This is a genomic window from Bradyrhizobium sp. YCK136 (assembly GCF_044570075.1).
GTDB classification, from domain to species: domain Bacteria; phylum Pseudomonadota; class Alphaproteobacteria; order Rhizobiales; family Xanthobacteraceae; genus Bradyrhizobium; species Bradyrhizobium diazoefficiens.
In genome coordinates this window covers 6,912,070-6,938,803 of sequence record NZ_CP172424.1, presented here as the reverse complement: position 1 = coordinate 6,938,803, position 26,734 = coordinate 6,912,070, and the positions used below count along the sequence as shown (strand labels likewise).

Below are 26,734 nucleotides of genomic sequence, written 5' to 3'. Positions count from 1 at the left end.
AGGGTGAATGTGGTTTCTGGCGCTGTGTTCTTTCAGAGAGAATCCGTATGAGCCAGCCCTCCATCTCCAAATCCATGACCATCGGTGAAAGCGGCCTGGCTGTCGTGTTCGCAGCCACCGCCTTCCTCTGCGTGATCGCCGCGGCCAAGGCGCTCGACGCGCCCTTCGCCTTCCACGCCGCGCTCAGCGCGGCGGCGAGCGTGGCGGCGGTGTTCTGCATCGTCAACCGCTACTTCGAGCGCCCGGCGGCGCTGCCGCCGGCGGAGATCAACGGCCGTCCCAACTACAACATGGGGCCGATCAAGTTCTCCTCCTTCATGGCGATGTTCTGGGGCATTGCCGGCTTCCTCGTCGGCCTCATCATCGCCTCGCAGCTGGCCTGGCCCGCGCTGAACTTCGATCTGCCCTGGATCAGTTTCGGCCGCCTGCGTCCGCTGCACACCTCCGCCGTGATCTTCGCCTTCGGCGGCAACGTGCTGATCGCGACATCCTTCTACGTCGTGCAGAAGTCCTGCCGCGTGCGCCTTGCCGGCGATCTCGCGCCCTGGTTCGTCGTGGTCGGCTACAACTTCTTCATCCTGGTCGCAGGCACCGGCTATCTGCTCGGCGTCACCCAGTCGAAGGAATATGCCGAGCCGGAATGGTATGCCGATCTCTGGCTGACCATCGTCTGGGTGGTCTATCTGCTCGTCTTCCTCGCCACCATCATCAAGCGCAAGGAACCGCACATCTTCGTCGCGAACTGGTTCTATCTGGCCTTCATCGTGACGATCGCGGTGCTGCATCTCGGCAACAACCCCGCGCTTCCCGTCTCGGCGTTCGGCTCGAAGTCCTACGTCGCCTGGGGCGGCATCCAGGATGCGATGTTCCAGTGGTGGTACGGCCATAACGCGGTCGGCTTCTTCCTGACCGCCGGCTTCCTCGCCATCATGTACTACTTCATCCCCAAGCGCGCCGAGCGGCCGATCTACTCCTATCGCCTGTCGATCATCCACTTCTGGGCGCTGATCTTCCTCTACATCTGGGCAGGTCCGCACCATCTGCACTACACGGCGCTGCCCGACTGGACGCAGACGCTCGGCATGACCTTCTCGATCATGCTGTGGATGCCCTCCTGGGGCGGCATGATCAACGGCCTGATGACGCTGTCGGGCGCCTGGGACAAGCTGCGGACCGATCCCGTGCTGCGCATGCTCGTGGTCTCCGTCGCCTTCTACGGCATGTCGACCTTCGAAGGCCCGATGATGTCGATCAAGGTGGTCAACTCGCTCAGCCACTACACCGACTGGACAATCGGCCACGTCCACTCCGGCGCGCTCGGCTGGGTCGGCTTCGTCTCCTTCGGCGCGCTGTACTGCCTGGTGCCGTGGGCCTGGAATCGCAAGGGCCTCTACAGCCTGAAGCTCGTCAACTGGCACTTCTGGGTCGCGACCCTCGGCATCGTTCTCTACATCTCGGCGATGTGGGTGTCCGGCATCCTCCAGGGCCTGATGTGGCGCGCCTACACCTCGCTCGGCTTCCTCGAATACTCCTTCATCGAGACCGTCGAGGCGATGCATCCCTTCTACATCATCCGTGCTGCCGGCGGCGGGCTGTTCCTGATCGGCGCGCTGATCATGGCCTACAATCTCTGGATGACCGTTCGCGTCGGCGAGGCGGAAGTCCAGATGCCCGTCGCTCTTCAGCCGGCGGAATGAGGAGCTAAAGCAATGTCGTTCTGGACACGCCACCAAGTCTTCGAAAAGAACTCGATCATCCTGATCGTCGGCATCCTCTTGGTGATCGCGATCGGCGGCCTCGTCGAGATCACTCCGTTGTTCTACCTCAAGAGCACGATCGAGAAGGTCGATGGAGTGAGGCCCTATACGCCGCTGGAGCTCGCCGGCCGCAACGTCTACGTCCGCGAAGGCTGCTATCTCTGCCATTCGCAGATGATCCGGCCGCTGCGCGACGAAGTCGAGCGCTACGGCCACTTCTCGCTGGCCGCCGAGAGCATGTTCGACCATCCGTTCCAGTGGGGCTCCAAGCGCACCGGTCCGGACCTCGCCCGCGTCGGCGCCAAGTACTCCGACGACTGGCACGTCACCCATCTGACCAACCCGCGTGCGATCGTGCCGCAGTCGGTGATGCCGGGATATCCGTTCCTCAGCGCAACCGAAGTCGATCCGGACACCATCGCCGACCACATGCGTACGCTGAGGACCGTCGGCGTGCCCTACACGGACGACCAGATCGCCAACGCGAGCGCCGATCTGAAGGCCCAGGCCGATCCGGACAATGCCGGCGCCGACGCCTTCAACAAGCGCTACGCCAAGGCCGTGGTGCGCAACTTCGACGGCAAGACCGGCACGCCGACCGAGATGGACGCGCTGATCGCGTATCTGCAGATGCTCGGCACGCTGGTCGACTTCAAGATCTACAACGAGAAAGCCAATCTTCGCTGAGAAGGCATCAACGATGAAAGCCATCCTGACCCTCGACAATCTCGCGTCCGGTCTCGTGACCACGATCTGGACGCCGGTGTTCGTCGCGATCTTTCTCGCGATCATCGCCTACGCATTTTGGCCCCGTAACAAGGCTGCGTTCGACGAAGCAGCACACCTGCCGTTGCGGGAGGAGTGAGAGACCATGACCGATCATAGCGAATTCGATTCTGTTTCCGGCAAGACGACGACCGGACATGAGTGGGACGGCATCAAGGAGCTCAACACGCCGCTGCCGCGCTGGTGGGTGATCTGCTTCTACCTCACCATCGTCTGGGCGATCGGCTACTGGATCGTGTATCCGGCCTGGCCGCTGATCTCCAACAATACGACGGGCCTGTTCGGCTACTCCTCGCGCGCCGACGTCGCGGTCGAGCTCGCCAATCTCGAGAAGATCAGGGGCGACAAGATGGCGGCGCTCGGCGCGGCCTCGCTCGCCGACATCGAGAAGGACCCGGCCCTGCTGGCGCTTGCGCGCGCCAAGGGCAAGACCGTGTTCGGCGACAATTGCGCGCCGTGCCACGGCTCCGGCGGCGCCGGCGCCAAGGGCTTCCCGAACCTGAACGACGACGACTGGCTGTGGGGCGGCACGCTCGACCAGATCATGCAGACCATCCAGTTCGGCGCGCGTTCCGGCCACGCCAAGACGCATGAGGGCCAGATGCTCGCCTTCGGCAAGGACGGCGTGCTGAAGGGTGACGAGATCGTCACGGTCGCCAATTACGTGCGGTCGCTGTCGGGGCTGCCGACCCGCAAGGGTTACGACGCCGCCAAGGGCGAGAAGATCTTCGTCGAGAATTGCGTCGCCTGCCACGGCGACGGCGGCAAGGGCAACCAGGAAATGGGCGCACCGAACCTGACCGACAAGATCTGGCTCTATGGCTCGGACGAGGCTGCCCTGATCGAGACCATCAGCCAGGGCCGCGCCGGCGTCATGCCGGCCTGGGAAGGGCGGCTGGATCCCTCCACCATCAAGGCGATGGCGGTCTACGTCCACTCGCTGGGCGGTGGAAAATAGCAGATCCGCGGCAAACGGGGGCGAACAAAAGTGCCCCCGTTTGAGCTGGATCAACTGACGCGGCGACGTCGGGTCTAGGTTTAATCGCACCTCCTCGAAAAGTTTCAGGCGATGAACAAGACCGTGAACCCGAAAGACCTCACATCGGAAGATGACGTCGGGCGGCTCTACGCAGCCCGCAAGAAGGTCTATCCCCAGAGCGTCTCCGGCACGTTCCGCCGGATTAAATGGGGCCTGATGGCGTTCTGCCTCGGCGTTTACTACTTCCTGCCGTTCGTGCGCTGGAATCGCGGCCTTGGCGCGCCCAGCCAGGCGGTGCTGATCGATCTTCCCAACAGCCGCTTCTATTTCTTCTTCATCGAGCTGTGGCCGCAGGAGGTCTACTACTTCACCGGCCTGCTGATCGTCGCCGCGGTGGCGCTGTTTTTGATGAACTCCATCGGCGGCCGGATCTGGTGCGGCTATCTCTGTCCGCAGACCGTCTGGACCGACCTGTTCTACGCCGTCGAACGCCTGATCGAAGGCGACCGCCGCGAGCGGATGAAGAAGGACAGATCATCCGACCCGATGAAGCTCGAGCGCATCTCCGAGATCGTGCTCAAGCATTCGATCTGGCTGCTGATCGCCTGGTGGACCGGCGGCGCCTGGGTGCTCTATTTCAACGACGCGCCGACCCTGGTGAAGGAACTCGTGACCTTCCAGGGGCCGATGATCGCCTATATCTGGATCGGCATCCTCACCGCGACGACCTATCTGCTGGCCGGCTACATGCGCGAGCAGGTCTGCACCTATATGTGCCCGTGGCCGCGGATCCAGGCAGCGCTCACCGACGAATGGGCGCTCAACGTCACCTACCGCTACGACCGCGGCGAGAAGCGCACCTCGGTGAAGAAGGCGGCCGAGCTGCGCGCGCTCGGCCAGCAGGTCGGCGATTGCGTCGATTGCTACCAGTGCGTCGCGGTGTGCCCGACCGGCATCGACATCCGCAACGGACCGCAGATGGAATGCATCCAGTGCGGCCTCTGCATCGACGCCTGCGACAACGTGATGACCAAGATCGGCCGGCCGAAGCGGCTGATCGGCTATGACAACGACATCAACATCCATCGCCGCCAGGAAGGCAAGGCGCCGATCTATCGGATCGTCCGGGCGCGCACCGTGGTCTACAGCGCGATCATCGCGGCCATCGGCGGCTTCATGATCTACACGCTGGCGACGCGCAGCCTGCTCGACGTCAACGTGCTGCACGACCGCAATCCGGTCGCGGTCAAGCTCAGCGACGGCTCGATCCGCAACGCCTACACGGTTCGGCTGCTCAACAAGAGCGGCTACGACCGCGTCATCGCGATCGACGCGAACGGTCCGGCCAATTTGACGGTCCACGTCATCGGCGTCGATTCGGTGACGCCGGACCGGCCGATGATCGTGATCCCCCGCGACTCCACCAGCGAGCTGCGCCTGCTGGTCACGGCGCCGGCGGAGACCAATCCCGAGAAGTCGATCCCGGTTCGCTTCCACGTCACCGATATCGGGCTCGGCGAGGTCGCGTCCGCCACCGACAATTTCGTCGCGCCCTAGGATCAGGAGACAGCCATGGCCTCCAAGCCGCTGACCGGAACAAAAGTCTTCCTGATGCTGGTCGCCTTCTTCGGCGTCGTGATCGGCGTCAACGTGACCATGATGAAGCTCGCGATCGCGACGCTGCCCGGCACCGACGTCGACAGCCCCTATGCCGCGGGTCTCACCTATGATCGCGAGATCTCGGCGGCGCAGGACCAGGCCGCGCGCAAATGGAAGGTCAACGCCCATATCGAGCGCGGGACCGATGGCGGCGCCGTGCTTCAGGTCGAGGCACGCGATGCCAGCGGCCAGCCGGTGTCCGGATTGAAGTTCGGCGGCCGGCTCGAGCGACCGACCGACAAGCGCGCCGATCTTTCGGTCGAGCTCTCGGAGGCAGGCATCGGCATCTATCGCGGCAGTGCCGCCTCCGTCGCGCCGGGCCAGTGGGACCTGGTGATCGAGGGCGAGGCGCGGGGGACGCGCGTATTCCTGTCGCGCAACCGCGTGATCCTGAACTGAGGACGTCGTCATGCACGTCACGCGGGATTTCTCGCACTACGTCCGGACCGCGGGCGAGGGTATCAAGCACATCGATCTCGCGGTCGAGGGGGTTCACTGCGCCGGCTGCATGGCCAAGATCGAGCGCGGATTGTCCGCCATCCCCGACGTCACGCTGGCGCGCGTGAATCTCACCGACCGCCGCGTCGCGCTGGAATGGAAAGCGGGCACGCTCGACCCGGGCCGTTTCATCGACCGGCTCGAAGAGCTCGGCTACAAGGCCTATCCGTTCGAGACCGAGAGCGCCGAAGTGGCCGAGGTCGCCGAATCGCGCTTCCTGCTGCGCTGCCTCGGCGTTGCGGCGTTCGCCACCATGAACGTGATGATGCTGTCGATCCCGGTATGGTCGGGCAACGTCTCGGACATGCTGCCCGAGCAGCGCGACTTCTTCCACTGGCTGTCGGCGCTGATCGCGCTGCCGGCGGCGGCCTATGCCGGCCAGCCGTTCTTCCGCTCGGCTTGGCGCGCGCTGTCGGCCAAGACGACCAACATGGACGTCCCGATCTCGATCGGCGTGATCCTCGCGCTCGGCATGTCCGTGGTCGAAACCATCCACCATGCCGAGCACGCCTATTTCGATGCGGCGATCATGCTGCTGACATTCCTGCTGGTCGGCCGCTTCCTTGACCAGAACATGCGGCGGCGGACGCGCGCGGTCGCCGGCAATCTCGCCGCGCTGAAGGCGGAGACGGCGGCCAAGTTCGTCGGGCCCGACGAGATTTCACAGGTGCCCGTCGCTGCGATCAGTCCTGGCGACATCGTGCTGCTGCGGCCCGGCGAGCGCTGTGCGGTCGACGGCACAGTGATCGAGGGGCGTTCCGAGATCGACCAGAGCCTGATCACCGGCGAGACGCTCTATGTCACGGCCGAGCAGGGCACGCCGGTCTATGCCGGCTCCATGAATATCTCCGGCACGTTGCGGGTGCGCGTTTCTGCGGCCTCCGAAGCGACGCTGCTCGCCGAGATCGCGCGGCTGCTCGACAACGCGCTCCAGGCACGCTCGCGCTACATGCGGCTCGCCGACCGCGCCTCGCGGCTCTACGCGCCGGTGGTGCATGCGACCGCGCTCATCACCATTTTGGGCTGGGTCATCGCGGGTGCGTCCTGGCATGATGCGATCGTGACCGGCGTTGCCGTGCTGATCATCACCTGTCCCTGCGCGCTTGGGCTCGCGATTCCGACGGTGCAGACGGTGGCCTCGGGCGCGATGTTCAAGTCCGGCGTGCTGCTCAACTCGGGCGATGCGATCGAGCGGCTGGCGGAAGCCGACCACGTCATCTTCGACAAGACCGGCACGCTGACGCTGCCCGACCTCGAAGTGATGAACGCGGCTGACATTCCCGCCGACATCTTCGAACTCGCCGGCCGCCTCGCGCTGTCGAGCCATCATCCGGTTGCCGCCGCGGTGGCGCAGGCCGCCGGCGCCAGGTCGCCGATCGTCGGCGCGGTCGAGGAGGCCGGGCAGGGCGTGCGCGCAGACGTCGACGGCGCCGAGATCCGCCTTGGCCGTCCGTCCTTCTGCGGCGCCGAGGCGCTGGTCGGCAACGGGACGAGGCTCGATCCCGAAGCCTCCATCGTGGCCTTCAGCAAGGGAGCCGAAAAATTCATCCTTTGGGTGCGTCAGGGCCTGCGTCCGGACGCTCAGGCCGTGATCGCGGCGCTGAAGGCGCGCAACATCGGCATCGAGATCCTCTCCGGCGACCGCGAGCCGGCGGTGAAGGCCGCGGCCCATGCGCTCGCCATTCCGGAATGGCGTGCCGGCGTCACGCCGGCCGACAAGATCGCGCGGATCGAGGAGTTGAAGCGGCGCGGTGCAAGAGTGCTGATGGTCGGAGACGGCGTGAACGACGCGCCCTCGCTGGCGGCCGCCCACGTCTCGATGTCGCCGATCTCGGCCGCGCATCTCAGCCAGGCCACCGCCGATCTCGTCTTCCTCGGCCGGCCGCTGGCTCCTGTCGTCGCCGCGATCGATTCCGCGCGCAAGGCGCTGCACCTGATGCGGCAGAACCTCTGGCTTGCCATCGGCTATAACGTCCTCGCGGTGCCGGTTGCGATCAGCGGCGTCGTGACGCCCCTGATTGCCGCTGCCGCCATGAGCGGATCGTCGATCCTGGTCATGCTGAATTCGCTGCGCGCCCGCAGCGGCTCGCGGGAGATCGTGTGATGGAAATCCTGGTCATCCTGGTTCCGCTGGCGTTGATGCTCGGAGGCGCCGGTCTCGTCGCCTTCCTCTGGTCGCTCAGGAGCGGCCAGTACGACGATCTCGACGGGGCGGCGTGGCGCGCGATCGCCGATGACGAGCCGCCGCAGGAAGCGCCGGTCAAGCGCTAGCGCTTCAGGGCGAATGTGAGCATGGCCGCGGCCGCGAGGGCCACGCCGACACCGGCGACGCAGGCGTGCCAGCCGAAACTGTCGAACAGTCGCCCGAGCACGGCCGTGCCGATCAGCCCGCCGCAGAAGTAGCAGGCAAGATAGGTTCCGCTGGCGACGCCGCGGTTGTCGGTGGCGGCCTGTCCGACGAAGCCGGTCGCGGCGGCCTGCGCGAAGAATGTTCCGACACCGACCAGAACCATGCCGATGAGCACTTCGCCCAGATGCGGCGCCAGCATCAGCGGCAGGCCCAGCCCGGCGACGGCGAGCGAGCCCCATATTGTCGGCCGCGTCCCGAGCCGCGAGGCCACCCTGCCAGCGAGCGACGTCGTGACGACCGACGGCAGGAAGACGAAATAGACGAGGCCCAGATCCATCATGCCGAGCGACAGCGGCGGCCGGACCAGCACGAAATTGACGAATGTGAAGGTGCCGATGAAGGCGAACAGGATGCAGAAGCCGATGCCGTAGGCGGCGCGCAGCCGCGGATTGCGCCAATGCGCGATCATGGCGACAAGCGGCGGGCCCGCCGGCGTCATGGCATGCATCGGCTGCACGCGCCTGATGGTGAAATAGACCAGCGCCGCGCCGGCGAGGTTGAGCGCCGCGAAGAAATAGAAATTCCAGGCGAGACCGAGGCCGTCGGCGACCGCCGCCGAGATCAGCCGGCCGACGAGGTTGCTGGCGACATTGCCGGTGATGTAGGCGGCAAACGCGCCGCCGGCGTCCATCGCGCTGCATTGCTCGCCGAGATAGGCGAGGGTGAGCGCGAAGGCAGATGCCATGCACAGGCCCTGCGCGATCCGCAAAGCGGTGAAGACGCCAAGATTTGGCGCGATCGCCAGCAGGCTCGTAGGCACCGCCAGCAGCGTGAGGCTGAGCAGGATGCCGGTCCGCCGGTTGATATGCGGGCTGAAGAAGCCGACGACGAGGCTAGCAATCGCCATGCCGAAGGTGCTGGCGTTGACGGCAAAGCCCATCGCCGCCGGCGTGACGCCGTAATGGCGCGCCAGCGAGGGCAGGATCGCCTGCGTCGCGAAGAGATCGACGACGGTCAGGAAGGCGGTGAGGCCGATGACGAGCGAACGAAGCGCAAGGCCCGGGGAATGCGCGTCCATCGTCATCGCGGCCGGTTTGATCGACGCGGAAAGATCGGTCATGGCACGGCTCTCCGTTGATCTGTCATTCCGGGCTGGTGCGGACGGGACCGCAAAGTGCGGCTCGGAGCACCAGACCCGGAATCTCGAGGTTCCCAGGTGCGCAAATTGCGCACCGTAGTTTGATGCTACGCATCGCCCCGGAACGGCGGCCTGTTCAAGCGCGCGTCACATGTGGTGGTCGTTGGGGTCCCTGCGGACGTCGCCGACATAGAGAACGACCGTCTCCTTGCCGAGGTTCTTCCACCAATGCGAGGTGCCAAACACCTCGGGGCGGATGTCGCCGGCCTTGTGCACGATCGGATCGACGCAGTTGGAGGCATATTCGACGATCTCGCCCTGCTGCACGAAGATCAGGGCAGGACGGTCGTCGTGGCTGTGCCAGGGCACGATGCCGCCGGGCTCGATGGTGAGCTTGCGGAAGCGCAGCTCGCGGCCCTCGATATGCGCCGGCTGCTTGCCGAGGTCGATGGCGCCGAGCGTGACGTCGGTGACGCCGACCGGCTTGTAATCGACCATCTGTTGTGCGTTCGGCTTGACCTTGTCGGCGGGACATTCGCCGGCGAGCGCCGGCTGCGCCGCAAATGTCAGTGCACCGAGAACGGCTGCGCCCGACCAGACCAGGCGCGACAAGATGTGCTGCTTGAACATGGGAACTCTCCTCTGTTGGCCGCAACCTCGCTGGTCGCCGGCTATGGCAGGAGCTTCGTCGAGACCGCGTCGATTATGAAATACCGGCTTGCTTTCGATGCGATAGCGCTGCGCTATGTTGATGCGCGGCGGCTATCGAACCGATTGGGCATCGGCATTTCCGCTTCCGGGGTATCCGGCGTCCGATGGCGGGGCGCCCGATTGGCGGGCGTTCACGTCAATCCGGAGGAGTATCTCATGACGAAAGTGTCCAAGACCCTGATTTTTACCGCCGTCTTCGCGGTGATCGCCACCTCGGCCTTCTCGGAAGCGGCCTGGGATTTGAAGGCGGGCATGGCCTATGTCTATGGCGGGCCCGGCAAGATGTCGGCGATGGCCATGGCCCCGGCCGAGAAGAACCACGACGTGATGATGAAGCACGCCAAGAAGGTGCCCGACAACACCGTCTTCTTCATGGACAACGGCACGCTGTACTCCGCGTCCGGCCGGCTCGACCCCACCGGCAATTTCTACGTGAACTGAACCGGCCCTCGCGTAACGGCCGCCCCTTGCGGGCGGCCGAACCAGGAACCTAATATTCGCCCTTCGAACGCCGGAGCGGAAGAGGACCTCTCTCTCACCAGCTGACGCCGAGCAGCTCAAGCTTGCCTTCCAGCGCTGCCGCGAGATGGAGGGAACCCTGAACGAGCAGCTCCTCGCGTATGCCGGCGCAAGCCGCCAGGTGTTTCCGGCCTATGGCGAGGCGGTCGATCGCCTGGTGGCGCGATTGAACGGGAACGGCGGCGGGGAGAACGCGCCGCGTCCGGGCGATGCGATGCCGCCATTCATGCTGCCTGACGAGGGCGGGCGTCTCGTGACGCTGCCCGCGCTGCTGGCGCAAGGCCCCGTCGCGGTGATGTTCTTCCGCGGCCACTGGTGTCCCTATTGCCGGCTCAATGTCCGCGCCGTGGTCCAGGCGCAGGACGGTATCAAGGCGATGGGCGCGCAGATCGTTGCGATCATGCCGGAGACGCAGGAATACACCTGGCAGCTCAAGGCTGATTCTGGTGCGCCATTTCCGATCCTGACCGATCTCGACAACGGCTATGCCCTGTCGCTCAATCTCGCGATCTGGCTCGGCGCCGAGATCCAGAGCCTGTTGTCCTATCAGGACATGGCGAAATTCCACGGTAATGACGGCTGGATGCTGCCGATCCCTGCGGTGTTCGTGGTCGGCCGCGACGGCATCGTCAAGGCCCGCTTCGTCGATCCGGATTTCCGCAAGCGCATGGAGATCGACGATCTGCTCGAGGTGTTGGAGAGCGCGAGCCGGGAGAACTGAGGCTCGCGTTTTCTTCCCCGCTCCCCTTGTAGGAGAGGGTGGCTCGCCGCATAGCGGCGAGACGGGCGAGGGGTCTCTCTCCTCCAACGCTGAGCTGAGTTTAAGGAGACATACCCCTCATCCGGCGCTTCGCGCCACCTTCTCCCACAAGGGGAGAAGGTGGACTCCATAGCGCTCCATACAGCTCCATGCAACTCTACTAAGTGATTGTGATTGCTGATTTTATCTCTACTGCGCTACAGTGGGCTCCATACTGCTTCACCCCTGTGTTGGGGACATTTTGAGGGACACTATGGCCCGCCGAACACGTTCTGCATTTCTGGAAACCCGCACTGCACGCCTGAAACTCGCCACACGCAAGAAGCCTTACACCGCGTTGATCGCACCCGGCATCTTTCTCGCCTATCGCCGCAACGCGAGCGTTGGCACGTGGAGTGTGAAAGCCCATGGTTGGCTGAAGCGCTTTTCGCTCGCCGACGATCATGAGGACGCCAACGGCGAGAGCGTGATGACGTACTGGCAGGCACTGGAGAAAGCCAAGGCGCTGGCGCGAGCTGGCGAAGGCACCAGCGAACAGCCGATCAGTGTCGCCGCGGCAATCGACGCCTATGAAGCCGATCTCGAAATGCGTGGCGCCAGTAAATACAATGCGTCCGAAATCCGCTTGCACTTGACTGACGCCTTGAAGACCAAGGCGGTCGCGCTGCTCACCGAGCGCGAGCTGCGCGAATGGCGCGGTGGTCTGGTTAAAAAAGGCCTCAAGCCTTCGTCAGCCGACCGCATTGGGCGCTCGCTGAAGGCCGCGCTCGCGCTTGCCGCGCGCCATGACAAGCGCATCAGCAATGCATCGGCATGGAAGAACGGCCTCAAGAAGCTGCCCGACAGTGAAGTCGCGCGCAACGTCATCCTGCCCGATCAGGCTGTCGCTGCGCTGGTCAGTGGCTCGTATGATGAGGATCGTGACTTCGGGCTGCTTATCGACGTGCTGGCCGAGACCGGCGCGCGCGAAAGTCAGGTGTTCAAACTGACGCCCGATGACCTCCAAGACCATCCGATTGCGCCGCGGTTGATGATGCCGACCAGCCGCAAGGGCAAAAACCGCAAGATCGAATATCGCCCGTTACCTATCTCGGTAAGGTTGTCGAAGGCGCTGCGAGAACAGGCGAAAGGCAAGGTTTCGCACGCGCCGTTGTTCGAAAAGATGTGGAACTTGGCGACAACCTTTCGTCCGATGGTCGAACGCCTCGGACTTGGTGTCGGGGTGACGCCGTATGCGCTGCGCCACAGTTCGATTGTGCGGCAACTGCTGAAGCACGTGCCGACGCGCGTGGTCGCCGCGCATCATGACACGAGCGTCCAGATGATCGAGCGGAACTACAGCCGGTACATCATCGGCGATCCAACCGACGCGCTGACACGCGCGACGCTGATCGATTTCGGATCACAATCTCGCCCAGCAGATGATCTCGATCCACCCATGCGATTAGCGTCATGACGCGCGCTGCGGGCTAACTCGTGAAGTGTTTTTAAACCAATCGCAGGCAGTCGATGGTGGCGTGAACCAGGGAGTTACAAGCGGCGAAAATACAACCGACATAGGCAGGAACTGTTTGCCTCTAGTATTGGTCTGTCTGGACTTCGCCCTGCTGATGAATTTAGCATTTCGGTCGCGTTAGCGGCGCGCCTCGGATGATCCATTGGCTCGGAACCTTAGTGGATTAAGCTCATGACCAAGAAGGATTCAAAGATACCCATGGATCGTTGGAAGCCCAGCGAACTTGCTGCTTCCGCAGAAAGCTGGATGCGCGCTGACCGCACCGTCATTGGCAAACTCCACCGGCGCACAAGGGACGGCTGGCAGGTCAAACGCGTCAAAGAGTTGCTACCAAAGGCATTTCCGCCGGACGGACATCCGCCGGACAATATGACCCTGCAAGCAATCCAGACCCGTTTGCGGTCTCTTTTGGAAAAAGGCGCCAAGCTGCCTTCAACCGACAGCATTGCACGCGCACTGGGCCGTCGAGGCTCCCGCGCCTGACCGCACGCAAATACGCATGCGTGTTTGCGTGCTGGCCTGAAACTGCACCGCGCTCCACAGTCCTCCTTACCGCTTCTCGAACAAGGAGGACATCATGGCAGCCATTGCCGGTGACAACACACAACCGGTGTCACGCGGCGCTTATACCATCCCGGAATTCTGCGAGGCACACCGCATCTCGCAATCCATGTACTTCAAGCTCCGTAATGCCGGCCTCGGCCCGCGCGTGATGCGCGCCGGGCGCCGCGTTACCATCAGCATGGAAGCGGCGACCGCTTGGCGTCGTGCGCGCGAGAAGGCGGCCTAGGCCGCGCCATCCACCATCACCGAACGACTTAACGCGAAATCCCGGAGCGTTGCCGCGCCCCGGGACCTTCAAAACCTCATAGGAAACAAGTCAATGCAACCCGCATATAGCAATCGCGCAACAAAAGCGCAAGTTGAGCCCGTCGCGCCCGATACGGGAGCGATCAGCGCGCACATGTCGGCGCTGTTCTCGCCGCAGTTCGTGCACGGACGCCCGGATAGCTGGGTCGAGATCGCCTATGCTCGCCCCGGCAATCCCCTGAACACGAGCCGCATCTTCTCCGCGCACGACCTGAAGGCCATCATCGAGTTTGTTGCCAAGGCCAATGCGACCGGGTTCAACGTGTATGTCGGCGCCGCCTTGCGCAAAGGTAATCCTCCGCTGTCCGGCCGCGCCAACAAGTCTCACTTCGGCGCTGCTCGTTATGCCTGGATCGAATACGACGCCGCGGGCGATCATGAGCGCGTCGTTGCGATCTGCAAGGCCCAGCGCCTCGACCCGGCACTGATGGTGGTGACAGGCAACACGCCGCATAAGCGCTGTCACCTGTACTTCCTGCTCGCCGAAGCGATTACCAATCCCGACGACTTGAAGGCTACGAATAGCGCGTTGAAGAAACTGTTCGGCAGCGATCATGTAGACGATCCCACTCGTGTTCTGCGCGTTGGTGGAACGGTGAACTACGCCTCGTCGGCGAAGGCTGCGCGTGGCTATGTCACTGAGGTTACGACCGTTCACGTCAATCGTCGTCCCACTGCCTACTCTGTCCAAAAGCTGCGCGCACTGCTGCCGCCCGACACCGAGCCCGATTGTCCGTGGGCCGCTTTTGCCAAGGCGCACATGCCGAAGCTCGGCAAGAGCGTTGATGAACTGTTGGCGCTCCTCGACGCAAGTCGGGAGCCGCATTGTTGGTGGATCAGCATGCGTAGCGCTATCGCTTCCATGGTTGGCAAAGGGTGGTCTGAACAGGCGGTCATGTTCGCTTGCGCGCCGTATGCCTCAGGCGGCATCTACGACAAAGACGTGAAGAAGCTCTTCGACGACGCCGTCGCCAAATTCGGCAAGAAGCCGGAGGTGCGGTCGTGAACACGATGTCCCCCCTCGAGGGTGCCGCCGATCCGAGCTTGCTGCCCACCGGTGACAAGCGGCTCGACGGCATGAACGCCCGCTACTTTGTCGTCCAGGAGGGCGGCAAGTCGTTCGTCGGCACGTTTGAGCATGAGCGCGGTCGCTGGAAGCTGGTCCTGATGCGCTTTGCCGACTTCAAGAACCTGCACATGAACAAACGTGTTGACGTTGGCGACAAGACCGTGCCGCTGGGCACGTGGTGGCTCAACCAGGCCAAGCGGCGCCAGTATGACGGTCTGACGTTTCACCCGGGCAACAATGCCCGGGTGATCAACGGCAAACTCAACCTGTGGCGTGGATGGGCATTCCAGCCGAAGCCGGGCGACTGGAGCAAGCTCCGCGACCACATCTGGATCGTGGTTGCCTCTCGCAAGAAGGAGGTCTTCAACTACGTCATGAACTGGCTTGCCTGGTGCGCGCAGCATCCGGACGAGCGCGCCGAGGTGGCTCTCGTGATGCAGGGCAAGCGCGGCGCTGGCAAGGGCACCGTCGCGAACGCGATGTGCAAGTTGCTCGGCCAGCACGCCTTGCAGATTTCGAGCGCTGAGCACCTTGTCGGCCGCTTCAACGGCCACTTGCGCGACACCGTGTTGTTGTTCGCGGACGAGGCGTACTGGCCCGGGAACAAGGGCGCCGAAGGCACCATCAAGCGGCTGGTCACCGAGCCAACCATCTTCATCGAGGCCAAAGGTCGCGATGGCGTCGAGGTCCCGAACCTGCTGCATGTGATGATGGCTAGCAATGAGGACTGGGTGGTGCCGGCCGGCGAACGCGAGCGGCGCTACTTCGTTCTGAAGGTCAACGACGACAAGCTCCAGGACCATGAGTGGTTCAAGGCGATCAACGACCAGTTGGAGAATGGCGGTTACGGCGCCATGCTCTACGACCTGCTCCAGCATGATCTGGCGGACTTCCATCCGCGCCAGCTCCCGAAGTGCAATGACCTCGCTGGTCAGCAGGCGCTGTCGCTGGGACCGCTGGATAGCTGGTGGGTTGAACTCTTGGAGACCGGCATCTTGGCCGGTTGCGACCCGCACGAACCCAATCGAGCAGTCTCGAACAAGTACGACTATAAGGTCACAGTGGGGATGGGCGACCGCTGGGTGACCCAGCCCGGTATCTATGATCAGGCCCGCAACATCGAGCCGCGACTGCGCACCGTGAGCGATCACAAGCTCGGGGACTTCCTGCGCGAGCAGGGCTGCACGAATGACAAGAAGGTCATGCGGCATCGCGGCTGGACGTTTCCGGAGCTGAGCGAAGCCCGGCGAGCATGGGAGAAGCGCTTCCCTGGCTGGCCGTGGCGCAATCCGAACCTCACGAAGTGGCAGGCGGACAACACCGACGATGAGCTGGAAGAGACTGCCTGTGACGGCGCCGAGGTGCCGTTTTGAGTGCCCCTTCGGGACGCTGCGCGGAACGGGATTTCTGCAAGCTCGCGAATGGCTTGCGAGCCCGTTCCGCGTGTGCCGCTATGGGAAAGCACACAGCGCCCGCTGTCGTGTAATTCTTTCTCTCTTTAAAGCGGAACAAGAGGAACAAGGAGGCAAGGAAGGTGGAAACCTCTTGTACGACAGGAAGTTGGTGCCGTTCCACTTTGCGCGCCGAAAGCGGCCCGGGGCGGCACATGCGGATCACCGCAGGCGCGAAGAACGGGGCCGAACGCTCGGACTTCGGGGTCCTCCCCGGCGCCGGCCAATGCGGATTTGGCGAAGCCGTGGTGGCTCGGTAGCTCTAGCTTTCGCCAAGGGGTTACAAAGTGTCCACGATCTCCGAGGTCTGTAGGTGGTGCGGCATCAGTCGGCCGACGTTCTACCGCGCGCTCAATCGGGGCGTCGTGACGGCGAAGCCGCGCGGCCGGTATGACATTCAGGAGGTCGCGCGGGCATTGATCAAGGACGGTCAGGCCGCCAAGGGCGGTCACGGTGACTACGCGTCCAAGCTCGCATTGTCCGAAGCCCGCGCGGCGCTGGCACGCGAGCAGACGGCTGCACTGCGAATGAAGAATGCCGTCATGCGCCGCGAATACGCGCCGCTGTCGGCGGTCCAGCGGCAAGTAGAGATCATCTTTGCCGCATTCCGCGAGCGCATCTTGTCGATCCCCGGCAAGCTCGCAGCAGTCTGCGAGATGCGCTCCCGTGCCGAGGTCGAGCTGGTTCTGCGTGACGAATGCTGGGAGGCACTGGAGGAGTTTGGCGGGCAGTCAATGTCGCTGACTCCAGCGACACCACCGCCAGTTGCCAAAAGGAGGTGACCTGATGCTTGATCGCAATCGCATGATCGAACTGCACTTGCAGATGCTTGCGGAACTGGGATGGAAGCCGCCATCCGGTGATGTGATTGATGAGATTTCCAACGGTGGCTTGCTGACTGTCCAGCGGGCGGCGATCATCTGCGAAGTTTCGGACCAGACAATTTATCGCTGGAACGACGATGCCACCGGCAAGGGGCAGTCGCTCGGCAAAAAGGGCGCGACGTGGTTGATCGGCACGGCCCGGCTGCTCGACTACGTCGAGAAGTATCAGGGCGGGTTGCCGGCGCGGGTGAAAGCCCAGAACCGGCTGCGCGAATATTGGCCGATCTGGTCGAAGCCGCAGGCGCTGCGCCCAATATGAAGAAAGTGTTTGGCGGACTGAGCCCAGCGCTATCCGGATCGGATACTATGCGTCATGGACGCCTGATAGTTACATGAGGTATCGAGCTACATGGCGACCATCGGCACCTTCAAGAAGACCGGCAACAACGAGTTCAACGGCGAAATCGTCACCCTCTCGCTTCAGGCCAAGAACGTCCGCATCGTCCCCGAAACCAACCGCTCGGGCGACAACGCCCCCAGCCACCGGATCTATGTCGGCCGTGTGGATTATGCGTAGAGCGGCATTATGCGGAGTGTTGGCCTGTGAGGCTGGATTTCCGCCGGTTTTGGCGGATTTTGCTTCGCATAATGTCGAACACCTTGGGCCGTCGTGATGCATAGTCCGCCTTAAACGGAGGTCGTCTTTGGTCTATGATTGCGGGCGACATGAACATTTAGGCGTAGGCTACAAAGTTGGTCGACAAGAATGACGCTTCGGGGGAAATCGCACGCATTCGACGGCGGTTAGCTGATCTGAATGCAGAGCGGACGGAGCTTGAGCGTGAACTGGAAGCGCTTGAGCAAAAGCCGATCTCCGGTAGCCGTGCGACCGAACGGCACGCTTTTGCCGATGCCGCTGTTACCAACAACTCGTCGTCTCTCGAGAAAATCGAGTTGTTCCGGCGCCTGTTCGCCGGGCGTCCTGATGTTTTCCCGGTGCGATGGGAAAATAGAAAAGCTGGACGCTCCGGTTATTCGCCGGCCTGTTCTAACGAATGGGCGAAAGGAATCTGCGGGAAACCGAAGGTAAAATGTGGGGAATGCCCGCATCAGGCTTTCATTCCTCCTTCCGAGGACATCATCGAAAAGCACCTTCGTGGCGGCGATGCCCGCACCGGTGACTTTGTCGCCGGTGTATATCCATTGCTCCAGGACGAAACATGCTGGTTCCTCGCCGCCGACTTCGACAAGGAGGCGTGGGCGGAGGACGCCGGGGCGCTCCTGCAAACCTGCCGCGGCAGGGGCATTGCTGCCGCTCTCGAGCGGTCTCGATCGGGAAATGGCGGCCATGTCTGGATATTCTTCAGCGAGCCGATCCCGGCGCGGATCGCGCGTCAGATGGGGGCGGCCCTGATCACGGAGACGATGGAGAAACGTCCCGAGATCGGCTTCTCCTCTTATGATCGGTTCTTTCCCAACCAGGATACGATGCCACTTGGTGGCTTCGGCAATCTGATTGCACTTCCCCTCCAACGAAAAGCTCGCGAAGTTGGCAACAGCGTTTTTGTCGACGGAGATCTGCAACCTTACGATGACCAATGGGCGTATCTGTCGTCTCTCCCAAGATTATCAGCTGATGCGGCCTTCGGGATCGCGAACGAGGCGGAACTGTCGGGACGGGTGTTGGGCGTCCGGATGCCGGTCGATGACGAACATGCTGACGAGCCGTGGAAGATGTCGCCGTCACGCCGTAGTGAGCCACGGCGTATCATTGCTGCGATACCACAGCAGATCAGGATCGTGGTCGCTGATCAGGTCTACATCGACAGGACAGAACTTCCGCCGGCCCTGATTGCGCAGTTCGTTCGCTTGGCAGCGTTCCAGAACCCGGAATTCTATCGCGCGCAAGCAATGCGTTTGCCGACATTCGGCAAGCCTCGGATCGTCTCGTGCGCCGAGCTCCATCCGCGACATGTTGCTCTGCCTCGCGGCTGCTTCGACGAAACTGTCGAACTCATTAAGAGTCACGGGGCGGTCGCCATTTTGGACGATCATCGCGAAGATGGAACGGCGCTGCCTGCCGGCGTCTCGTTCCAGGGCGGACTGCGAGGGCCACAATCCCGGGCTTTCGATGCTCTCGTTGCCTACGACAACGGCGTGCTCGCCGCCACGACGGCCTTCGGCAAGACGGTTGTCGCAGCCGCACTCATCGCACATCGCGCCCGCAACGCACTGGTTCTCGTTCATCGCCGGGAACTACTCACTCAATGGGTGGAGCGCCTGAGTTCCTTCTTGAACATCGACCCGAAACAGATCGGCGTTATCGGGGGTGGAAAAAGAAAGCCAACCGGCGTCATCGATGTGGCGCTCATCCAGAGCCTCGTCCGCAATGGAGAGGTCGCTGATATCGTTGCCAATTACGGTCATCTGATTGTCGACGAATGCCATCATCTGTCCGCTGCAAGCTTTGAGCTTGTCGCTCGGCGGTCAAAAGCGCGATACGTCGTCGGCCTGTCCGCGACCGTTGCCCGAAAAGACGGGCATCATCCCATCATCTTCATGCAATGCGGCCCTGTTCGCCATCGGGTCGATGCAAGAGTTCAGGCTGCCGAACGTGGCATTCGTCACCGCGCGCGCGATCGCTCGACGAAATTTGAATTGCCGCCGTCCTTGGCGTTGGCCGAACGCCCGTCAATGCCGACGATCTATGCAGCCCTGGCGCAGGACAGTGGCCGGAATGACCTTATCTTTGATGATGTATTGAAATCGCTTGAAGCCAAGCGTTCGCCCATCGTTCTGACGGAACGAAAAGACCATCTCGATTATCTTCAGCAGAGATTCTCGCCATTCGTGAAAAATCTTGTGGTGCTGCGTGGCGGCATGTCCGCGAAGGATCGCAAGCAGGCCAATACGAAATTGAATGTCTCTGACGATGATGAGCGCCTGATACTCGCAACAGGTCGCTATATCGGCGAAGGCTTCGATGACGCCCGATTAGACACGTTGTTCCTGACGATGCCGATCGCCTGGAAGGGCACCCTGGCGCAGTATGTCGGCCGTCTGCATCGCCAGCATGATGGCAAGAGAGACGTTTTGGTCGTCGACTATGTCGATAATACCGTTCCCGTTTTGGCCCGGATGGCAGCGAAGCGACGGGCGGGTTATCGCGCGCTAGGCTACGTGATCGAGTAGTGGCGCCCCGCTGAGAGCGGAGCGCCCTTGGCCGGTTCATCGCGACCAGATGAGCTTGTGCTCGCCCTTGTCACCCTGAACGAGGGAGGCGTAGACCGGAGCCGTGAAGGACGGATCGTCGAGCTTGAGCGAGAGGTACTCGGCGCCTGTCTCACGGGCGGTCCTGCTCCAGCCGGCGCCGAACTCGACACCGTTGGCGGTGATGCGATAGTCGGGCGCCTTGTCGTTGTCGCGGTCGCAGGGTTTGATGGTAGCCTTGACGTTGAGGGTGAGGGTCTTGATCGTGCCGGCGTAGGCGCCGTTGTCGTCGCGGGTGAAGGTGCCGATCTGAGCCATTGTCGTATCTCCTGAGAGTTGCCCGAAGCCGCCCGATGCGGCCTCGATGGCGGTCGTGAGGCGACGGACCGGACGACTGCACCCTTGGGCCGCAGCGTGAGCGGAGGACGGCGGTAGCCGAGCTTGTTGCCTCGCGAGGAATGCGGCGCAGCCGCAGGGGAAGAAGGTCGGCGGAGCCGTTGCAGGCCAAGTCCGGACCGGCGCCAGAACAGCCCAGAAGAGAGGCCGCCTGGGGCTTCGCCGGCATTGTCGGCAGAGAACGACGTTGGCGGTCGGCGCCTCTTCAGCACGTTCGGCGCCGCCGGCGCGTCAGCCCTCCGGCAATACGGCCACCATGCTCCGACGCAACGACACACGCCGCGCCCGACGGGTCTCCACGGACACGTCGGGTTCGGATCCAGTGGGCAAAACGCCTATCGCATGGAATGGGATCGAAACCTCCGGTTTGCTCGACGCGCCGGGCGCTCCCGGCGTGAACAAGCAACTCGAAGGAAAACGTGGTGACAAAACGAAAGCGCAGACATCGTCGAAGCGTCGATGTCCGGATCAACTGGCTGCAACCGCATGTCGATGGCTTCAAGGACTGGCTCGCGCAGCGGAAGTACACACCGGCGACAATAACAGAAGTGGCGCGCCTGCTCGCGCTGTGGGCCGATTGGGTCCGCGCGTCCGGCTTCGAAGTCGAAACGCTCGCCGCCGGGTTCGCCGCATCGGCGTCGGTGTTCCGGGGCGGCAAGACAACTCGTGCGCCACAGGGCGCCGCCGCGCTGTTCATCGCCTATCTGCGCGAGAAGAACGTCCTGCCGCCGGAGCGGCAGCCGTCGCTGGAGGAGACCTGGCCATCGCTGGCCGTCCTCGATGCCGCCGGCAGGCTCCGGCAGCAGAAGCCCAATCCCCTGCGTCACCAGCTCTACGTCATGCTGTTCGGGCTGATCGCCGCCACCGGACTGCGCGTCTCGGAGGCGATCGCGCTCAAGCTTGACGACATTGGGCCCGATAGTGTGCTGCACGTCCGCGAGACCAAGTTCCGCAAGAGCCGGCTCGTGCCACTGCATCCGACGGTCATCGAGGCGCTCGGCCGCTATCTCGAGGCGCGCCGCCAACACGCCGGCGCAAGCGATTGGCTGTTCCCATCCGTCCGGCACAGGGCGCTCTGCCCGACGACCGTGAATTACACGTTCCGCTGCGTCTTGCGGCGAGCGGGAATTGCGCCGGAGCGAAGCCAGCAGCCTCGCATCCACGATCTTCGCCATACCTTCGCAACTCGCGTGCTCGAACAATGCGGCGTCGAGCGTGGCGCGGTCGCCCGGCACTTCGTCGCTCTGTCGACCTATCTCGGCCATGTCGACATCCGGAACACCTATTGGTATCTCCAGGCGACGCCGGAGATGATGGCGGATATCGCCTCGGCGGCGGAAATGCTGGTTGGAGGGAGCGTCGCATGACGAAGCTCGCCCCTCTCATCACAGGCTTCCTGCGCGACTACATGCCCCGCCAGCGCGGCTACAGTCCGGAAAGCTGCGAGACCTATGCGTTCAGCTTCAAGCTGTTGTTCGACTTCGCCGCGAAACGGCTCGGCACGCGTCCGTCACGGCTGACGATCGAAGACCTGGACGCGCCGCTGATTGTCGCCTTCCTGGCCCACATCGAACAGGAGCGCGGCAATGGCGCCGCCACGCGCAACCTGCGGCTCGCCGCCATCAAGACGTTCATGCGCTATGTGGAGCACCGGGTGCCCTCCGCCCTGGAGCAGATCGGTCGCGTCCATGCCATCCCGGTCAAGCGCCACGACCAGAAGCTCATCCGCCATCTGACGATGGAGGAGGTTCGCGCGATCCTCAACGCCCCCGATCTTGCGACACGATCCGGCGTGCGCGACCGGGCGATGATGCACCTCTGCTTCGCCGGGGGCTTGCGGGTCTCCGAGCTGGTCGGCGTTCTGACCGAAAACCTATCGCTCCAGCACGGAGCGAGCGTGACGATCCGGGGCAAGGGCCGCAAGGAACGCTGCCTGCCACTCTGGAAGGACACCGCGCGCGACCTTCGCGCCTGGTTGAGCGTCAGGGGAGCAGTCCGCGTGCCGGAGCTGTTCGTCAACGCACAGGATGAGCCGATGACCCGTGCGGGCTTCGAGTACGTGCTCGACAAGCACGTTCGTGCTGCGGCCGAGGCGTGCCCGTCGTTGCGCAGCCGTTCGATCTCTCCGCACCAGCTTCGGCATAGCTGTGCGGTGATCATGCTGCAGGCGACGCACGATATCCGAAAGGTGGCGCTGTGGCTTGGGCATGCCGATATCCGCACAACCGAGGTCTATCTCCGCATGGATCCCTCGGAAAAGCTTGAGGCAGTGGAAGCGGTCGTTCCGCCGGAGCTGCGCCGCGGTCGGTTCAGGGCGCCGGATGCATTGATCGCCTCTTTGTTGGAGAACGCATCTGCGTCCGACACGACGTGAGGCTTCATTATCATGCTCCGGTGACACGCCTTCGGTCCGTTCGGTGCGGCTGCACGATCACGCCGGCCGCATCAGCAAGTTGAGCCTTCTCCCGTTCGATCTTGGAACCGGAGAAGGACTCTCTTGTTGCGCACGAATCTGGTTGGTGCGGTGACGCCGTCATTGGCCTTGGTGATGCCTGTGAGCCGATGCTCTCCTGTGAGGCTGCTTGGGCCCACGTCCATACCGGCCTTTTGCTGGCGGATCACGCGCCACAATACGCTCGCTGCGCTCGCCGACCTTTACCCGCAATGGCTCGTTCGCGATCTTCTTCCCCTGCCGCCAAACGGCGGCATTCCTCGCGAGGCAACAAGATCGCTCAGCCCGCCATCCTCCGCTGACGCTGCAGGCCAAGGCTGCGGGGCGGTCGTTGCGGCGCTCAAAGATCGCCATCAAGGCCGCGATGGTCGCGGGCTTGAAACAGCAACAGGAGATTACCATGGCTCAGATTGGCACCTTCACCCGCGCCGAAGATGGCTCGTACACCGGCACCATCAAGACGCTCTTGCTCAACATCAAGGTACGCTTCCTACCGACCGAACCCTCCGACAACGAGAAGGCGCCGGACCTGCGCGTGATGGCCGGCAACGTTGAGATAGGCGCCGCGTGGCAGCGGACCTCGAAAGAGAACACCGTCTATCACTCGGTGAAGCTCGACGACCCGTCCTTCCCGGCGCCGATCTACGCCAACCTCGTCGCGGTCGATGACGGCTACGCGCTCGTCTGGTCGCGCTGACCTGGGCTTGCGGCGTCTCGCCTCGCGCGAGGCGCCGCGGCTCTCCTCAACGATATTATGCGGAGCGCCGCCATCCAAAACCCGCTGAAAAACCTGCGCTCAAATCACGCTACTCCGCATAACGCCACGCTCCGCATAATCGGTCTTATGTTGTGCACCACATAAGGCCGAGATCGGGGCCGCTTGGGCCAAGCGCTCCAACGAGGGCCGTGATTATCTCGGCCTCAAACTCGACGATCCGAGCTTCACCGCGCCGATCTTCGCCAACCTCTTCGACGACGAGGACGGTGAGGGCTTCAGCCTGATCTGGTCTCGCCCCGGCCGTCGGAACGGCGACTGAGCCGACCCGCAATGCCTCGCCCGGCTGGCCCGGGCGAGGCATTGCAAAGCTTAAGAATCGCGACAAAGTGCCTGAGAGAAACCAAGCTTGCGATCAGCGGGCACGTATCGCCTTGATCGGCCGGCGTTGATTGGCCTCCAACACGCTGTCGACGATGTCTCCCCAGTCGGGGCACGCCGCAACCAAACGATCCAGCACCGTGGGATCCCGCTCGATCTGGCCGAGTGCCTGAGCGCGCCATTGATCGTTGAAACTGATGCTCATCAGGCCCACGCATTCGACGACCGAACTATCGGGCTGCATGTGCTCCAATGTTGCCGTCATCAAGGCGGTCCATTGTTGGATCAAATTCCAAGGCTCCCGCTCAGTCATGGCTTCCAACTTCTCTCCGAGCAGGCCGATCAATGCGAGGAATCGAGCCGGCCAGGGCTGCGGTTTGAGTTCCACCACCAGAGCGTCAACCGTCTCGCGGATGTCGACTGGCAAGTGCTCGTACAGGGTCATGAAGCCAATTCCATCTCACTCAACATGCACTGCTAAGTTACGCAGTTTGAATGAGACCAGCATCATGTGAAGCTGGCTATCAACTTATGCGTGACAAGACGCAGAGTTAAATCTCAACATGGCAGCGTTGTGGCAGAGCACAAATGCAACCCGTCATCGAGCCCGGTGAGGATGAGCGGCCGTTCGCTTGACGAGATCGGCTGCTTCGACGCCTAGCGCCTCCGCGATGCGGCCGAGCACCGTGACGCTGGCCGACACATCGGCGCGTTCAATTGCGCCGACGTAGCGGACACTTAGCCCTGCGCCATCGGCCAACTCTTCCTGCGTCATTTTCTTCACATGGCGTATCCGACGCAAATTGACCGCCATGACCTCCTTGAGATCCATGGCGACGAGGGAACTTGCATCGGCACGATCGTTCCAGGAATGATCGTTCCGATTCGCATCGCGCTGTGATAATCATTCCTTCCCGTTTGGCTCCAGTTTGCTACTTCCGGGGAGGGCCGTGATGCAGCCCGTGCATCACCACACAAATCGTGCGTGACGATTTCGCAGCTTGTAAGAATTCGGGGTTAGATGAATTCTAATCGCTGCATCAATGCTGAGGGGCAATTGCAATGAACGAAGCGCCATTTCAGGACAGGCCGCCAATAACGGAGCGCGTCAACGCCTATGACGAGAAACATCTCGCAATCCATGTTCGGTTGTTGATGGCCGAAGAGGAAGGCGCTGACTGGCGTGAGGTGGTCAGTGTGATCTTCGGCCTCGACCCCGCGCGCGAACCAGATCGTGCCAGAAATGTCCATGATAGCCATCTCGCGCGCGCGCGATGGATGGTGGAAGCCGGATATCAGGACCTTTTGGAACCGCGGATGCAATGAGTTTGCGCCCAATCACGCAAATTGCGATCTCGCGTGATGCAACCTCCGGGTCTACTCTCTTGTAGCGTCTTTATGGAAACGTGGTGCGGGGCACAGAACAAAAAGACGAGAAGACAGACGATGCCGACCCAGTACTGGCGCTCGCCGGAGACCGTCGAACGCCTGAATCGCCTTGAGCGTCCGGGCTTCGCCCTTGAGTTCCTGCGCCGCAATGCCGACTACCGCCGCGACTTCGCGCGAACTGAGCGCGAGATCGCGCGCCCTGGCGCTGATCCCGAAACCATCCGAACTAGTTTCGCGCGTCGATGGAGGTTGCGGTGTCGCCCATGACCCCGCCTCTCCGGTTGGGCCCGAACCAGCTCTTTGGCTGCCTGAGGCATCACCGGGAACTTTGATCCTGACGCCTGCACCGCCGGATTTCGAGACCGTTCATTCGATTGATCGCGACGCTTTCGGACTGCCGATCGTCGAGCGGACAGATGCGGACGGTCGCGAGCTAGTTGTCGCTGACGGCTCGGGTGAGCTCCATGTCGGTTTACGCGACGAGCAAGCCGCACGCCGCCCCGCCGTGCTTGTGCCGCTCGACAGCATGGGCGAACTGCGGGCCGACGTGGCGCTGCACTTCGCCCGCCGCCTTGCTGGCCAGCGCACCAGTCTCCTGCCGGCAGCGCTGCGGCTGACGTCGTTTCAGAAACGGCGACTGATACAGCTTCTTCATGCCTTCGACGTCCACGACCTGGGCGGCGGCCCGCGAGACGTGGCAGCGAAGGTGCTCGCCTCCGAACATGCCCAGCGTCGTTCGGTCGAGTGGAAAGATTCTCATGCCCGCCGTAAGGCCAACCGGCTCATTCATGATTCCGTTGCCCTGGTCGAGCGCGGCTATCTGAAACTTCTACGCGGCCTATGATCGGCCCCAATCCCTCAAAGCCATCGTCCCGATGAGTTAACTCGCGCCTTCTGGTAGCGCCTGGCTTCGCCTGGTTGCGACTATGGGGGGACACAAACATACGTAGATTTTCGTCCACCCCCAACGCCTGAACTCTCCGCCACTGTGGCCCGGACATGCCGCGACTTGGCCGCGGCGCTTCGAGGCAAGACGGAGATCTCCCATGCTCGATAGGCCTGCGCAACCCGCGACCCGCTACGTGCGCACCCCCGAGGCCGCGCGCCTCCTCGGCATCTCGCCGCGCACGCTCGAGAAGTATCGCTGTCATGGCAATGGCCCGACCTTCCGCAAGCTCGGAGGCCGCGTCGTCTACGCGATCGGCGATCTCGAAGCATGGGCCGATCAGGCCGCCTGCACTTCAACGTCGGATCCTCGCTATCTCGAGGCACGCGCCGCCGGTAACGCGCACCGCTAAGGCAGC

30 protein-coding genes and 2 pseudogenes are annotated in these 26,734 nt (G+C 62.9%); 27 read left to right on the top strand and 5 right to left on the bottom strand.

The window, feature by feature from the left end:
- Window positions 1-47 precede the first annotated feature (47 nt).
- From ccoN to ccoS, 8 genes are all read left to right on the top strand, one after another.
- Window positions 48-1,697: a cytochrome-c oxidase, cbb3-type subunit I gene (ccoN, locus tag ACFLEY_RS33535; RefSeq protein WP_011085548.1), complete on the top strand. Its 1,650-nt coding sequence runs from the start codon at window positions 48-50 to the stop codon at window positions 1,695-1,697.
- Window positions 1,698-1,709: 12 nt separating this feature from the next.
- Window positions 1,710-2,444 carry a cytochrome-c oxidase, cbb3-type subunit II gene (gene ccoO, locus ACFLEY_RS33530; RefSeq protein ID WP_011085549.1) on the top strand — a complete coding sequence of 245 codons (735 nt, stop codon included), beginning with the start codon at window positions 1,710-1,712 and terminating at the stop codon, window positions 2,442-2,444.
- A gap of 13 nt (window positions 2,445-2,457) precedes the next feature.
- The gene (locus ACFLEY_RS33525; protein WP_015687703.1) at window positions 2,458-2,622 is read left to right on the top strand and encodes a CcoQ/FixQ family Cbb3-type cytochrome c oxidase assembly chaperone; all 165 of its coding nucleotides are present in this window, start codon (window positions 2,458-2,460) and stop codon (window positions 2,620-2,622) included.
- Window positions 2,623-2,628: 6 nt separating this feature from the next.
- Window positions 2,629-3,501 carry a cytochrome-c oxidase, cbb3-type subunit III gene (gene ccoP / locus ACFLEY_RS33520; RefSeq protein ID WP_060910997.1) on the top strand — a complete coding sequence of 291 codons (873 nt, stop codon included), beginning with the start codon at window positions 2,629-2,631 and terminating at the stop codon, window positions 3,499-3,501.
- A 111-nt stretch (window positions 3,502-3,612) separates the two neighbouring features.
- Window positions 3,613-5,079: a cytochrome c oxidase accessory protein CcoG gene (gene ccoG / locus ACFLEY_RS33515; protein WP_211433818.1), complete on the top strand. Its 1,467-nt coding sequence runs from the start codon at window positions 3,613-3,615 to the stop codon at window positions 5,077-5,079.
- Between the two features lie 15 nt (window positions 5,080-5,094).
- Window positions 5,095-5,580 carry a FixH family protein gene (locus tag ACFLEY_RS33510; RefSeq protein WP_060910999.1) on the top strand — a complete coding sequence of 162 codons (486 nt, stop codon included), beginning with the start codon at window positions 5,095-5,097 and terminating at the stop codon, window positions 5,578-5,580.
- Window positions 5,581-5,590: 10 nt separating this feature from the next.
- Window positions 5,591-7,783 (top strand): cation-translocating P-type ATPase, encoded by a 2,193-nt coding sequence (locus tag ACFLEY_RS33505; RefSeq protein ID WP_060911000.1) that lies wholly within the window; start codon window positions 5,591-5,593, stop codon window positions 7,781-7,783.
- Entirely contained in the window at window positions 7,783-7,950 is a 168-nt protein-coding gene (gene ccoS, locus ACFLEY_RS33500) for a cbb3-type cytochrome oxidase assembly protein CcoS (RefSeq protein WP_008138466.1), read from the top strand. The genes ACFLEY_RS33505 and ccoS overlap by 1 nt, the downstream gene beginning before the upstream one ends.
- Here ccoS and ACFLEY_RS33495 read toward each other — a convergent pair.
- A complete protein-coding gene (locus ACFLEY_RS33495; RefSeq protein ID WP_060911001.1) occupies window positions 7,947-9,149 on the bottom strand; it encodes an MFS transporter in 1,203 nt (400 codons plus the stop codon). The two genes, ccoS and ACFLEY_RS33495, sit on opposite strands and share 4 nt — an antisense overlap.
- Window positions 9,150-9,314: 165 nt before the next feature.
- Entirely contained in the window at window positions 9,315-9,797 is a 483-nt protein-coding gene (locus ACFLEY_RS33490; RefSeq protein WP_060911002.1) for a cupin domain-containing protein, read from the bottom strand.
- A gap of 237 nt (window positions 9,798-10,034) precedes the next feature.
- Here ACFLEY_RS33490 and ACFLEY_RS33485 point away from each other — a divergent pair, with 237 nt between their 5' ends.
- The 11 genes and pseudogenes from ACFLEY_RS33485 (at window position 10,035) to ACFLEY_RS33435 (ending at window position 20,079) form a co-directional block, all read left to right on the top strand.
- On the top strand, window positions 10,035-10,319 hold the full coding sequence (locus ACFLEY_RS33485) for a hypothetical protein (RefSeq protein WP_060912984.1): 285 nt from the start codon (window positions 10,035-10,037) through the stop codon (window positions 10,317-10,319).
- Window positions 10,320-10,464: 145 nt separating this feature from the next.
- The gene (locus ACFLEY_RS33480; RefSeq protein WP_396604308.1) at window positions 10,465-11,118 is read left to right on the top strand and encodes a peroxiredoxin-like family protein; all 654 of its coding nucleotides are present in this window, start codon (window positions 10,465-10,467) and stop codon (window positions 11,116-11,118) included.
- Between the two features lie 292 nt (window positions 11,119-11,410).
- Window positions 11,411-12,613 carry a hypothetical protein gene (locus ACFLEY_RS33475; protein ID WP_060910516.1) on the top strand — a complete coding sequence of 401 codons (1,203 nt, stop codon included), beginning with the start codon at window positions 11,411-11,413 and terminating at the stop codon, window positions 12,611-12,613.
- Window positions 12,614-12,844: 231 nt separating this feature from the next.
- Window positions 12,845-13,156: a hypothetical protein gene (locus ACFLEY_RS33470; RefSeq protein ID WP_129557511.1), complete on the top strand. Its 312-nt coding sequence runs from the start codon at window positions 12,845-12,847 to the stop codon at window positions 13,154-13,156.
- A gap of 94 nt (window positions 13,157-13,250) precedes the next feature.
- Window positions 13,251-13,463 carry a hypothetical protein gene (locus ACFLEY_RS33465; protein WP_060910517.1) on the top strand — a complete coding sequence of 71 codons (213 nt, stop codon included), beginning with the start codon at window positions 13,251-13,253 and terminating at the stop codon, window positions 13,461-13,463.
- Between the two features lie 93 nt (window positions 13,464-13,556).
- Complete coding sequence (locus ACFLEY_RS33460) at window positions 13,557-14,549, top strand: hypothetical protein (protein WP_060910518.1); 993 nt, start codon at window positions 13,557-13,559, stop codon at window positions 14,547-14,549.
- Window positions 14,447-15,985 carry a primase-helicase family protein gene (locus tag ACFLEY_RS33455; RefSeq protein ID WP_129557512.1) on the top strand — a complete coding sequence of 513 codons (1,539 nt, stop codon included), beginning with the start codon at window positions 14,447-14,449 and terminating at the stop codon, window positions 15,983-15,985. The genes ACFLEY_RS33460 and ACFLEY_RS33455 overlap by 103 nt, the downstream gene beginning before the upstream one ends.
- Before the next feature lie 365 nt (window positions 15,986-16,350).
- A complete protein-coding gene (locus ACFLEY_RS33450; RefSeq protein WP_060910520.1) occupies window positions 16,351-16,845 on the top strand; it encodes a hypothetical protein in 495 nt (164 codons plus the stop codon).
- A gap of 4 nt (window positions 16,846-16,849) precedes the next feature.
- Entirely contained in the window at window positions 16,850-17,206 is a 357-nt protein-coding gene (locus ACFLEY_RS33445; protein ID WP_060910521.1) for a hypothetical protein, read from the top strand.
- Window positions 17,207-17,296: 90 nt separating this feature from the next.
- Window positions 17,297-17,455: pseudogene (locus tag ACFLEY_RS33440) on the top strand (DUF736 family protein); the annotation flags it as partial.
- A 185-nt stretch (window positions 17,456-17,640) separates the two neighbouring features.
- Complete coding sequence (locus tag ACFLEY_RS33435; protein WP_060910522.1) at window positions 17,641-20,079, top strand: DEAD/DEAH box helicase; 2,439 nt, start codon at window positions 17,641-17,643, stop codon at window positions 20,077-20,079.
- Window positions 20,080-20,115: 36 nt separating this feature from the next.
- On the opposite strand, the gene ACFLEY_RS33430 is transcribed toward ACFLEY_RS33435, so the two are convergent.
- Window positions 20,116-20,415: a DUF736 domain-containing protein gene (locus ACFLEY_RS33430; RefSeq protein WP_060910365.1), complete on the bottom strand. Its 300-nt coding sequence runs from the start codon at window positions 20,413-20,415 to the stop codon at window positions 20,116-20,118.
- A gap of 500 nt (window positions 20,416-20,915) precedes the next feature.
- Here ACFLEY_RS33430 and ACFLEY_RS33425 point away from each other — a divergent pair, with 500 nt between their 5' ends.
- The 4 genes and pseudogenes from ACFLEY_RS33425 to ACFLEY_RS33410 form a co-directional block, all read left to right on the top strand.
- Window positions 20,916-21,860 (top strand): tyrosine-type recombinase/integrase, encoded by a 945-nt coding sequence (locus ACFLEY_RS33425; protein ID WP_396604307.1) that lies wholly within the window; start codon window positions 20,916-20,918, stop codon window positions 21,858-21,860.
- Entirely contained in the window at window positions 21,857-22,867 is a 1,011-nt protein-coding gene (locus ACFLEY_RS33420) for a tyrosine-type recombinase/integrase (protein WP_060910363.1), read from the top strand. The genes ACFLEY_RS33425 and ACFLEY_RS33420 overlap by 4 nt, the downstream gene beginning before the upstream one ends.
- 478 nt (window positions 22,868-23,345) lie before the next feature.
- Complete coding sequence (locus ACFLEY_RS33415) at window positions 23,346-23,642, top strand: DUF736 domain-containing protein (protein ID WP_060912888.1); 297 nt, start codon at window positions 23,346-23,348, stop codon at window positions 23,640-23,642.
- Between the two features lie 163 nt (window positions 23,643-23,805).
- Window positions 23,806-23,982 (top strand): annotated as a pseudogene (locus ACFLEY_RS33410) (DUF736 domain-containing protein); the annotation flags it as partial.
- A 93-nt stretch (window positions 23,983-24,075) separates the two neighbouring features.
- Here ACFLEY_RS33410 and ACFLEY_RS33405 read toward each other — a convergent pair.
- Both ACFLEY_RS33405 and ACFLEY_RS33400 read right to left on the bottom strand, forming a co-directional pair.
- Window positions 24,076-24,486, bottom strand: a complete 411-nt coding sequence (locus ACFLEY_RS33405; protein ID WP_060910524.1) for a hypothetical protein — start codon at window positions 24,484-24,486, stop codon at window positions 24,076-24,078.
- 153 nt (window positions 24,487-24,639) lie between these two features.
- Window positions 24,640-24,873, bottom strand: coding sequence for a helix-turn-helix domain-containing protein (locus ACFLEY_RS33400; RefSeq protein WP_060910525.1), 234 nt, complete (start codon window positions 24,871-24,873; stop codon window positions 24,640-24,642).
- A gap of 230 nt (window positions 24,874-25,103) precedes the next feature.
- Between ACFLEY_RS33400 and ACFLEY_RS33395 the strand changes: the two genes are divergently transcribed.
- The 4 genes from ACFLEY_RS33395 to ACFLEY_RS33380 all read left to right on the top strand — a co-directional run bounded on the left by ACFLEY_RS33395 (window position 25,104) and on the right by ACFLEY_RS33380 (window position 26,728).
- On the top strand, window positions 25,104-25,367 hold the full coding sequence (locus ACFLEY_RS33395; protein ID WP_082755975.1) for a DUF2285 domain-containing protein: 264 nt from the start codon (window positions 25,104-25,106) through the stop codon (window positions 25,365-25,367).
- A gap of 120 nt (window positions 25,368-25,487) precedes the next feature.
- Window positions 25,488-25,697, top strand: coding sequence for a transcriptional regulator domain-containing protein (locus ACFLEY_RS33390; protein ID WP_171901222.1), 210 nt, complete (start codon window positions 25,488-25,490; stop codon window positions 25,695-25,697).
- Window positions 25,698-25,758: 61 nt separating this feature from the next.
- On the top strand, window positions 25,759-26,274 hold the full coding sequence (locus ACFLEY_RS33385; RefSeq protein WP_171901223.1) for a DUF2285 domain-containing protein: 516 nt from the start codon (window positions 25,759-25,761) through the stop codon (window positions 26,272-26,274).
- A gap of 202 nt (window positions 26,275-26,476) precedes the next feature.
- Window positions 26,477-26,728 carry an AlpA family transcriptional regulator gene (locus tag ACFLEY_RS33380; RefSeq protein ID WP_060910527.1) on the top strand — a complete coding sequence of 84 codons (252 nt, stop codon included), beginning with the start codon at window positions 26,477-26,479 and terminating at the stop codon, window positions 26,726-26,728.
- The last annotated feature ends 6 nt before the right edge of the window (window positions 26,729-26,734 follow it).